3 protein-coding genes are annotated in these 11,935 nt (G+C 45.1%); all 3 read left to right on the top strand.

From position 1 onward, the window contains the following. Positions 1 to 886 precede the first annotated feature (886 nt). The 3 genes from ACYQ2C_RS07775 (at position 887) to ACYQ2C_RS07785 (ending at position 11,786) form a co-directional block, all read left to right on the top strand. Positions 887 to 2,257, top strand: a complete 1,371-nt coding sequence (locus ACYQ2C_RS07775) for a S8 family peptidase (protein ID WP_460101165.1) — start codon at positions 887 to 889, stop codon at positions 2,255 to 2,257. Positions 2,258 to 2,653: 396 nt separating this feature from the next. Continuing rightward, positions 2,654 to 3,916, top strand: a complete 1,263-nt coding sequence (locus ACYQ2C_RS07780) for a TIGR03032 family protein (protein WP_460115657.1) — start codon at positions 2,654 to 2,656, stop codon at positions 3,914 to 3,916. A 28-nt stretch (positions 3,917 to 3,944) separates the two neighbouring features. Beyond that, positions 3,945 to 11,786, top strand: a complete 7,842-nt coding sequence (locus ACYQ2C_RS07785; protein WP_460101159.1) for a tandem-95 repeat protein — start codon at positions 3,945 to 3,947, stop codon at positions 11,784 to 11,786. The last annotated feature ends 149 nt before the right edge of the window (positions 11,787 to 11,935 follow it).

Here is an 11,935-nt window from a genome sequence, read left to right on the forward strand (position 1 = left end):
ATTTTCTGCGGTTTTGTTTTTGTAAAATCAATTAAGACAGTCTTTTAATTTGCTGCATTATTATTTTGTTTTCATTAATGCAGTGTTTCAGGTCGTTTAGTTTTGTATGTGCTTGGTTTTAAATGAGGGAAATTATTTTGGTTTTTATAAAAATAAAATATAAACAAAATCTTATATTTTCTGCGTTTAAATAGATTTGAGCGGCTTTTTATAGGTTTAAGTGGGTTTGTGCTTTGCTGCGTGAGGAAGTTAAATGGATTTTACCTTTATGTGGGTTTCTGAAGAATTCGTTTTTAATTGCGTAAAATACTATAGGAGCCTCTGGTTAGTTCCTTTCTGATTTAATCAAAGAGCAGAAATTAAGAGAGCAATTTCCAATTTCTACACAATTTTAATCAATTACCGTTCTTGAAGTAGACGACACATTTGTTGTGTCTCAGGAAGTTCTCGGTTAATCAGAGTATGTTACAGACTGTAGGCATAAAATTAAGTTTTTTTATAATCCGAATGATTAGTGTGTTGCTAAAATTTTTAACGCATTTTTATCGGTTTTAAGGTTTGGATTGATTGAAGTTTCTTGTGTTTGGTTTAAATAAACCTTAATAGATTGATGGGTCTTTTTATGCGTCCTCTATGATACCTATTTTAAGGTTAGTTAATTTTATTTATTTGATGAGCGGTTATTTTACTTATTTCTTATGATTGTCTTTTTTTTGAAATCTATAGCAAATTGCTATTTATAAAATTTACATAGGTCGAACGAGATTTTTAATTACTTATGTGAATGTTTGAAGTATTCTTCGGATAATCTAATATATAAAATAATAAAAAATCCGGTCTGCCAATGCACCACTTTATGAATAATCTTCCGTTTATAAAGAATGAAGTGTTTCAATCAGTTTGTCGCTTTCTAATACACCTATTATTGTTGGTGTTTTGTTTTAATACTTATTTGAAGGCAGAGTCTTTTTTAGCTGACGCTCCGTTAATCTTTGAAAATTTTTCCAGTCAAAATCTCTATCATTCCGAGGGAATGGGTTTTTACGTCGATAATTTAGGTCGCAAGCTTTACGCAAGAAAAGGAGTTTTAGTAAAAGTAGAAAAAGACTTCGACTTAAGTCTTATTGAGCAGCTTATAAATGATGTTGAGTCGCTCGACGTTATCTATAAAGGTTTTGATTTTAATTATGTGAGAATTGAGCTCGGAGAAAATGCATTTCTAATCCAGTCTATTGCCGCATTACAAGCCAGTGGCGATTTTCTTCTTGTTCAGCCAGATATTCTGCAAATCTCGGGTGTGTCGAATTTAAATCGCGAGTTTACGGTTTCGTCCACCAATGCTCTTAACGGCGGCTCTAAATTATCACAACACGGTGATCATGCTGATGATGAGCACAATCATTCTAATCGACGAAATTATACGGGTATTATTGATCCGGCTCTTCTTAATGTTGTGAATAGACCTTATCAATCTTATGTCGAAAAAATAGGGATACCTAATATTTGGAAATCTACATTAGGAAAGGGTGTTAAGGTCGCGATTATCGATGACGGTTTCGATTTAAGCCATTCTGGGTTAGGCATTAGTGGTGCAATAAGTACTTTTGATGTTGATAAAGGCAAATTAATGCAGTTGCCAAGATCGTTAGGCGATCAACACGGAACCAAATTAACGGGAATTATATTTTCGAAACACTCTAAATCTGGCTTAAAAGGAATTGCACCAGAAGCGGATTTTATTGGTATTCGGAGTTCTTATGCGTGGACATCTCATACTTTATTAGCTCTTGAAGCCGCTAAATCAGCAGGAGCTGATGTTGTAAATTGCAGTTGGCGCTCCCCTTGGTTATTAGAACCGATAAAAGATGCCGTGGAGGATTTCACTCGTTACGGTCGAGAAGGTAAGGGGGCATTGGTTGTATTTGCGGCTGGTAATCAGGGCGAGGAAATTTTGCCAAACAGTGCCGAGGGCGCGATTGAATCTGCCTTTGTGGTTGGTGCTCATAATTTACGCTGGCAGAAACTTCATAAAAGCAATTATGGCAAAACGGTAGATGCTAACAGTTTTGGTATGCGTGTTGCGACTACGGGTGTTAATAATCAATACGGGAATTTGTCCGGTACTTCTTTATCGGCTGCTATTGTTTCTGGTCTTAGTGCGTTATTGATTGCACAAAATCCTAATTTAACTGGTGAAGAAGTACAAAATCAGCTGCTACAAATTTTGTCAGATCCCACTTTAGCGACTAATTTATAACATTAGATAATGTGCGTTTTATATTAGCGTGGTTTTATCTAATGGATGCACTAATAGGACCTTATGATTTTAGAAACTCCTGATTTTAGAAACTTCTGATTTTAGAAACTTCTGATTTTAGAAACTTCTGATTTTAGAAACTTCTGATTTTAGAAACTTCTGATTTTAGGAATTTCTAATTTTAGAAGCTTCTCATTGTTTTCTACGTCATTTAATTAGAAAGCAAACGTTGAGGTTTCCAATTTCACACGATTTCGATCAATTATTTTTTTGAAATTGGTGGCATATCCTTCGGTCGTAGAATGCTCTGGGTTAATCCGAGTTTTCAAAACCTATTAGTGCTTGCTCAAAAGAGCGTAATTACGCATATAGATGGTGGAGCGGCAAGATCCCACGATGCCAGAAGAGATTAAATCCACACAAGAAAACTTGGATGATATTTATCGTTACCTTGATTTCAATTGTGAATACTCCAGTAATATCCCTCAAATTTTAAAAGCACTGAATATTTCTTTAGCGTTTACCTCTTATCAAGCTGGGCGTTTGATGTTGGTACGTACCGACGGCGAGCGTTTAGATATTAACTACAAAAGTTTTTCTCGGCCAATGGGTTTATGTGCTAGCCCCCAAGGCATTACTTTGGGGGTTTTTTCCCAGGTCATTAATTTTAGTCGAGTAGACGGCTTGGTGGCTAAACTCAAAGAACCATTACAGCCTATAGAAGACGATATTACCGCGCCGCGATTAAATAAAAACTCGCAGGAACCCAATGATGAGCTATTGTCTTTAAATGCAGATCTTGTAATTGACCGTGGTGAGTTATCGGAAGAAGAGCGGGTTGTACGCGAGAAAGATTTAAAAGATTTTAATGACTATCGTCAAAGTTTGTATGAACCGGCCGATGACAGAGTGGATTCTTGTTTTATTACACGTTCCAGTCATTTTACCGGCATGATTAATTTGCACGATATTGAGTGGGGCGATGAAGGCCTTTGGGTGGTTAATTCCAGTTTTTCTTGCTTGTGCACACTTGATCCCGATTACAGTTTTGTACCGCGTTGGAAGCCTTTTTTTATTTCTGAATTAGTGCCTGAAGATCGATGCCATTTAAACGGTATGACATTAAAAGACGGTAAACCGGCCTACGTAACAACTTTTTCAAGTTACGACGAGTTGGGCAAATGGCGGCAAGAAAAAACCCATAACGGTACGTTAATGGATGTCGAAAAAAACGAGATTATTTTGGATCAATTAGTAATGCCGCATTCACCGCGTTGGTATCAAGACAAGGTGTATTTTTGTCACTCCGGTGAAGGCACGTTAGAGTCGTTTGATCCGAGTACCGGTAAACATAATGTTGTGGCTGAACTGCATGGATTTACCCGCGGTATGGATTTTTATGGGCCTATTGCCTTTGTGGGTAGCTCCAAATTGCGTGAAGGTACATTGTTGCAGTACGAGGGTTTGGAAAAAAAACTCGGTGAAACTCACTCGGGTATTTGGCTCGTCAATCTTAATGATGGCTCCATCATTGGACATATTTTATTTACCGGTAATGTCGATCAAATTTATGACGTGGCGGTAATTGCAAACAGTAATTTCCCTGAATTATTAGAACCAACTCATCCTCGGATGAGAAATCATTTTTGTATTCCCTAAAATAATTTAACACCTTAGAGTTTGGAATATGGATACAGTAAATCATCGTATGCCGGGACGTAAAACCGGTTTACGGGTTGCCGTAAAAGCTGCGTTGCCTTTATTGGCTGTATTAGGTGGTGGTATTTTTGCCTCCAGTCGAGCTACTAGCTCGATAAATCAATCGGTGAGCCGACGTACACAGAGGGCGGCGGTCATAGTCGCTGATACCGATAAAGATGATTCTTTAAAATATATTAATACGTCTGAGCTTACCGAACTCGACGTTGAATTATCGGAAAATAATATAGAAAAAAATAATACGTCAAATTATTTAAATGCCCATGTTCAGAAAAAGCGTTCCGCCTTTGGTGCATTTAACGGCGCGTTTGATTCTTCAAAAGATAAACAATCACTAAAACCTTCCGTTACTGTTGTTGATTATTCGGCGCTCGATTTTTTAAAATTAAGCGGTTTATTAACCACGGAAGGCACCTCGGTAGAGGTAGCGCAAACTTCGGGCGATTTATTGGCGAATCAAGGCAGACGGGCTTTTTCACACAGTCTTGCCTCGACCTTTAATATTTTCTTCTCCGAAGCCTGTGATGGCGATCCCTACAATTTATTCCAGTTTAACCGTGCTGGAAGTACCTGTGCGGCTATGCGGCCGAATCCTCCGGGTGGTTTCGTTACCGGTTCTAATCTTACGCAGTGTCAGGTTTTACATGAAGCCTGTGGCGTTGGCCCCCATGCCACACCTTTTCCAGAGATTAATTTGCTGGGTAATGGCTTTTCTATCGCAAGTGGTGATACCACGCCATCAACCACCGATGGCACCGACTTTGGTACCGTAGCTGTAGGTAGCGGTCCCGTTGTTGGTACTTTCTCTGTGCAAAACTTAGGAACCGGCCCATTGGATTTAACCGGCTCGCCCAACGTTGTGCGTGTTTCGGGATCGACCTTATTTACTGTGTCGTCGCAACCGAGTTCCGATCCAGTCACAGCATCGGGATCGTCCAGTTTTCAAATTAGTTTTGATTCATCCGTTGCCGGCAGTGTTTCAGCGGTATTTTCAATCGCGAACGACGACTCCGATGAAAACCCTTATACGTTCACAGTCAGCGCTAATGCTGTCTCGATTCCGACCATTACTTCGGCTATCTACAATCACGCATCGGGAACCTTAACGGTAACGGGTACCGATTTTGTTGCTAATGGTGGCGGTGCGGATGTTGATGTTTCAACGCTAACTCTTCTGGGTGAAGGCAGCGTAACTCGCACATTAACAACGTCGTCTGATGTGGAGATTGATTCGGCCACGCAATTTACCGTCACACTAAGCGGTGAAGACTTGTACGTTGCTAACGGTTTATTCAATGCTAACGGAGCCTCATCCGATGGCTTAACTACCTACAATTTAGCCGCCGCCGACGACTTTATTACCGGCGTTACGTTTGGAGATTCCTCAGACGCTACCAGTGCAATTACGGTTAACAATTACGCGACACCGACCATTACTTCTGCAACTTATAACGCCAGCACAGGTGTGTTAACGGTTACCGCAACCCGATTGCCTCGCCAACCGGGTGCGAGTAACGATATTGATGTTTCGGCCTTATCGATTACCGGTGAAAGTGGTGCCAGCTACACGCTGACCAGTACCGATGTTGAAATTACCTCTGATACCGTATTTACCGTTAATTTAAGTACTACCGATTTGTTAAACGTCAACGGTTTGCTCAACGCTAACGGCACAACTTCTGGTGGCGGCACAACCTACAATTTAGCGGCCGCAGACAACTGGGCGTCGGGGGCTGCAAACAGTGTTGATATTGCAGATTCAACCGGTAATGGCATCACCGTTAGCGCCGTTGCCGCCCCAACCGTGACATCCGCGACCTATAATGCGAGTTCCGGTGCTTTGGTCATTACCGGTACCAATTTTGTGAAGTTCCCCGGTGCCGCCAACGATTTAGACGTTTCACTCTTAACGCTTACCGGTGATGGTAATAACACCTATACATTGACCAGTACCGATGTGGAGATTTCGTCACGAACCACCGCAGCACTGTTATTGAATGCCACGGATCGTATTTCTGTGGGTGGTCTTCTTAATGCCAACGGCACAACTTCTGATGACGGTACGACCTACAATCTAGCCGCCGCCGACAACTGGTTACCAGCCGTTGCTGCGGCTACCGATATCAGCGATGTTGCAGGAAACCCGGCAACGGTTGCTGGAGTAGCTGCTCCCACAATCAGTTCGGCGACCTACGATGCAACCAGCGGTGTGTTGGTGGTTACGGGTACCAATTTTGTGCGAGAAGTTGGTGCTTCTAACGATATTGATGTGTCGCTACTAACCGTTACCGGTGAAGCAGGCGCAACACGCACGCTAACCAGTACCGATGTGGAAATCACTTCTGCAACCAGTTTTACGGCAACGGTAAATACCGCCGATCGAATGGCTTTAGCAGCCATAGTCAACGCCGATGGCACCACATCGAACGATGCAACGACCTACAATTTGGCCGCCGCCGATAATTGGATGCCCGGTGCTGCCGCGAGCGTCAACATAGCCGATTTGATCAATGGTATTACCGCCAGTAATACCGCCGATGTGATTCCACCGGTTGTGCAATCGGTTACCGGACCTGCCAATGCAACCTATGCCGTTGGCGCCAACCTTGATTTCACGGTGACCTTCGATGAGGCCGTGACCGTGAATACCACAGGCGGCACGCCAAGAATTGCGCTAACGCTAGGCGCCATTCAGGTATTCGCGAACTATTTATCAGGTTCGGGCACTACGGCTATTGTTTTCCGATACACCATTGTTGTCGACGATCTCGACACCGACGGAGTGACTTTGGCGGCTGTGTTTGATGCCAACGGCGGGACGATACAAGACGCCGCCGGTAATAATGCCACCACAACACTCAACAACGTTGCTAACCTTGCTGCGGTGCTGGTGGATGCAGCCGGTCCGATCCTTTCCAGTAGCGCGCCCGCTGATAACGCGAGCGGTGTTGCTTACAACACTAATCTGGTGTTGACCTTTAATGAAGCAATTACCCCACTCAGTAATGCTTCGAACAACATCCGTTTGTTGGCGGCTAGTGATGACTCACTCATTGCTGCGGTTGCTGCCGATTCTGGTGCGGTTTCGATCAGTACCAACCAAGTAACCGTGACGTTACCCGTTACCTTGTTGAGTAACACCAATTACTACGTGCAAATTCAGGCGACAGCCTTTAGCGACGGCCTAGGTAATGGTTTTGCCGGTATCAGCGATACGACATCGCTCAATTTTACTACCGGCAATGAGCAGATCACGGCGCTGGCCGATGTGACTCAAACCGACGAAGACACGGCGGTACAGATTAATGTACTGAGCAATGATGCCGACGTTGATGGCTCGGTGGATGTGACTACCGTCAGTGTGGCTTCGTCTCCAAGTAACGGCAGTACCAGTGTTGATCCTGTTACTGGTGTTATTACTTACACGCCGAGTGCTGATTTCAATGGTAGCGATTCGTTCACCTATACCGTAGAAGATAACGGCGGTTTGGCCTCTAATGCGGCGACAGTAACCATTACCGTCAACCCGATAAACGATGCGCCAAGAACCACCGCCGATAACGCCAGCACCAACGAAGATACTGCGGTGGCTATTTCGGTACTTGATAACGACGCCGATATAGACGGCAGTATCAATCCCGCCAGTGTGACTACGGTCTCTGGGCCAAGCAATGGTTCTACGTCTGTAAATACCGGTACTGGAGTCATTACTTACACACCTAACGCTAATTTTAACGGCAGTGATACCTTCACTTATACCGTTGAAGACAACACCATGCTGATTTCGCAGGCAGCTACCGTCACTGTTTCGGTGACATCCGTTAATGATAATCCTGTGGCATTGGCTGATTTAGCGACAACTGCGGAGGACAATGCTACCAGTATTGATGTTGCGACTAACGATAGCGACGTTGATGTTGGGGATAGTCTTGATATTAACTCGATCACTATTGTTACTCAGCCAAGCTTCGGTACCGCTACTGCCAATGGTGGTTTGGTAGACTACTCGCCTGCCGCTAACTTTAACGGTACCGACAGTTTTACCTACACCATCAACGACTCTTTTGGAGCCAGCTCGAATTCGGCGACGGTTACCGTTAATGTTACCGGGGTTAATGATTTACCAACCGCCAGTAATGATGTCGCGACCGTTGACGAAGACGACTTCGTAAGGATTGATGTCTTAGCGAATGATAGCGATATCGATGGCACTCTAGATTTGACGTCAACCTCGGTACAAATTGATCCAACCAATGGGTCGGCGGTTGTCGATTCGGTTACCGGCGAAATAGTCTACACGCCGGCGGCTAACTTTAATGGCAGTGACAGTTTTACCTACACCGTTAGAGATAATGATAACGGTACATCCAATGCAGGTACTGTATCGATCACCGTCAACAGTGTGAACGACGCGCCAACGGCGGTATCTGATGTTGCCTCACTAATGGAAGACTTAAGCTTCTCCATTAATGTTTTAGGTAATGATTCGGATATTGATGGCAGTATTGTTCCTAGTACGGTAGAAATAGTAACTGCCGCCACGAATGGCAGCACCTCTATTGATCCAATCACTGGGGCAATCATTTATACCCCAGATCAAAACTACTTTGGTAGCGACAGCTTTAGCTATCGGGTGCAAGACGACTTAGGCACGTTCTCCAGTCCTTCTTTGGTTACGTTGTCTGTCTCTGCAATAAATGATGCGCCAACCGTTAGTGCCGATAGCTTTATATTGGATGAAGACTCCATTGCCACATTGGATGTTCTTACCAATGACAGCGATATCGATGACTCCATAGACATTACCTCTATAGCAATTGAGTCGGCTCCCAGTAACGGTAGTATCTTGGATAACGGTGACGGCACGTTAATTTACATGCCCAATGCCGATTTCTTTGGCAGCGATAGCTTTAGTTATCGGGTGGCCGATGTTGCCGGCGACTTGTCGGAAGTGGCATTGGTAAGCTTGACCGTTAATCCCGTTAACGACGCACCAGCAATCGCAGGTTCACCTGCTACCTCTATCCCTCAAGCTCAAGCCTACAGTTTTGTACCGTCGTTATCTGACGTTGACGGAGATACGCTAACGGTTTCGGTGACCGGTTTGCCAACCTGGTTAACGCTCGATACCAGTACTGGTGAGCTGACCGGTAGCACCGACGTTACCGGTGATTACAACGGTATTGTCTTAACCGTAAGCGATGGCCAAACCACCACAGATCTCGCCACCTTTAACATTCAAGTATTGTTGGATACCGATCGCGACGGCGTTGCCAACGTTGACGATGCCGATGACGACAACGACGGTATTCCCGATGCGTACGAGGTGAATGTTGGTCTGAATCCGCTTGATCCAAATGATGCTACTGGTGATATCGACGGCGATACCCTAACCAATCTTCAGGAGTTCTTGGATGGCACCGATCCGCAAGATGCCACCGATTTTGTCGACGTGACTTCTCCGGTAGTAACACCGCCAGAAGATCTCGTGATTGATGCTACCGGTTTGTTTACCTCGGTAAGTGTGCGTCAGCTATTGGGCTTAAGTGCAGCCGCGACCGATACTGATGTTGAACAGGCTCTTAGTGAGTTGGCTACCGACAATGTAGATGGCGCGGGCTGCTGTAATACCACCATTCCCAGTTTGGTTGATGGCAGATTGCTGTTACCACCCGGACGCAATACCGTGCAATATCGCGCTGTTGACGGCCGCGGTAACGTGGGTACCGAGCTGCAAACCGTTAATGTGCGTCCGTTGGTTTCGATGACGCGAGACCAAATCAGTGTTGAAGGTGCAACGGCTCAGTTCTCGATCGTACTTAACGGCCAAGCACCGTTCTATCCGTTTACGGTACCCTTTGTGATTGATTCGGCGAGCACCGCATCCCTTGATGATCACGATCTAACCTCGGGCACCGTGACATTCACTTCAAGTAACGGTGTGGGTCAAACCACGCAAACCATTACCGTAAATCTTGCCGATGATGGATTGGGTGAAGGCGAAGAAACCTTGATTGTGCGCTTGGATGATCAAACCACCAACGCCCAAGACTTGGCGAACGGTTTTGATGAGGCCAATCCCGATATTTTCGATATCAACGCGGGCTCAAAAACCAACCATGTGTTGACCATTGTTGAGGGTAACGTGGCGCCGCAAGCACGACTCGTGGTTGCGCAATCGGGCAGCAACACCATTCAAATTACACCGACTGGGGGCGCGGCAACGGTTTCTGCCATTGCCACAGACGCCAACATTGGCGACAGTTTGAGCTTTGATTGGTCTGCCACCGACAGTCGTTTGAACGATACCGATGGCGATCTCACCAACGACGCCTTTGTGTTTGACCCCGCTAACCTCTCGGCTGGTAGTTATCTGGCTCAAGTGAGCGTAAGTGATGATCAAGGAGCCAGCCGCACGGCCAGACTCTACTTTGTGGTTGTGAGTCAGCTACCAACGTTATCGGCTAACGACGATACCGACGGTGACGGCGTTGACGACGAAACCGAAGGTGTGGCCGATAGCGACGACGATGGTATTCCAGAATACCTCGACAATATCACCGCAACCAACGTATTGCCTGAAATGGCCCTACAAACCGAATCCTTCTTACTAGAATGTGATCCGGGTGTGCGCTGTCGTCTTGGTCAATTCGCGTTGCTTAGCGGAGGTGGTGGCGCCAGTCTGTCGGATCAAGACATTTCCAACCAAACCGGTTTAACCGATGATCCGTTCTACGATAACGTTGGCGGTATATTCGACTTCGATATTCAAGACCTACCAATTGCCGGTCAAAGCGTGGCGATAGTTGTACCACAAATACAAGCCATTCCTGCGAACAGCGTTTATCGCAAATTCCAGGCAGGGCAGTGGGCAGACTTTGTCGAAGACGCCAATAACATCATTGAATCTGCACCGGGTGAACTAGGCTTCTGTCCGCCTCCGGGTGATGATGTTTGGGAGCCGGGATTAATCGAAGGTTACTTCTGTGTGCAGCTTACCATTGAAGATGGCGGCCCCAACGACGCCGACGGCCAAGCCAACAGCAGCGTGGAAGATCCGGGTGGTGTGGGTGTTAATGCTCGTGAATCTGCCACCGTTACCAGCAGCAGTGGCGGTTCGGGTAGCACACAGTGGTGGTGGCTACTGGCGATAATTGCCGTGCTTGGGGTACACCAGCGTAAGCGCTGGTTGCCTTTGGCGGTAATAGCGCTTGCGGCAATATCGTCTTCGACCCAAGCAGAAAACAGCTGGCGCGATAAAACCTACATCACCTTGGGTGTATACCAAGCCGATGGCAGCCAAAATCAAAATGAATTTGTTGAAGGATTAAATAACGCAGATATAGACGTTGTTATCAGTAAATACGACACCGAACGTACCGCCTGGCAAATTAACCTTGGCTACCAATATCAACAAAATCTTGCTGTAGAAATTAGCTATCTCGATTTAGGCGAAGCCGACGTTAATTTCACCTCGCTCAGCTTTTCTGAGGCAGAATTAGAAAATGCCTTAGAAAATAACTACCCAATTAGCGGCAAAGGCATAACTCTGGGTAATCGATTTAGCCACAACTTTAATAACCACTTTGGCGTATCGCTATTAGTTGGATTATTTTGGTGGGACGGAGAAATCGAAGCCCGTGGCGCCAACGTAGATACCGACCTAGACGGCGGCATTGATCCACTGTTTGGCCTCGCCGCTCATTACCACCTAAACAAACAATGGAGCCTGCAACTGCAAGCTCACCAAATTGTATTTGATGACCAACAAGTACATTTTTGGGGATTAGCAGGAAGCTATAAGTTTTAATCTTGCGAAAACCCAATTAATTTATGGAAGAATTAATTGGGTTTTAAAATAGCTCAGGGCTTCAGATAAAACTCGCGGTTTCAAGTAATAACTGCAATTTCATAACGCAGCGAGTAAATCAACTCGCTGTCCCATAAATAATTCATTAG

The sequence above is a fragment of the Sessilibacter sp. MAH3 genome (assembly GCF_054658275.1).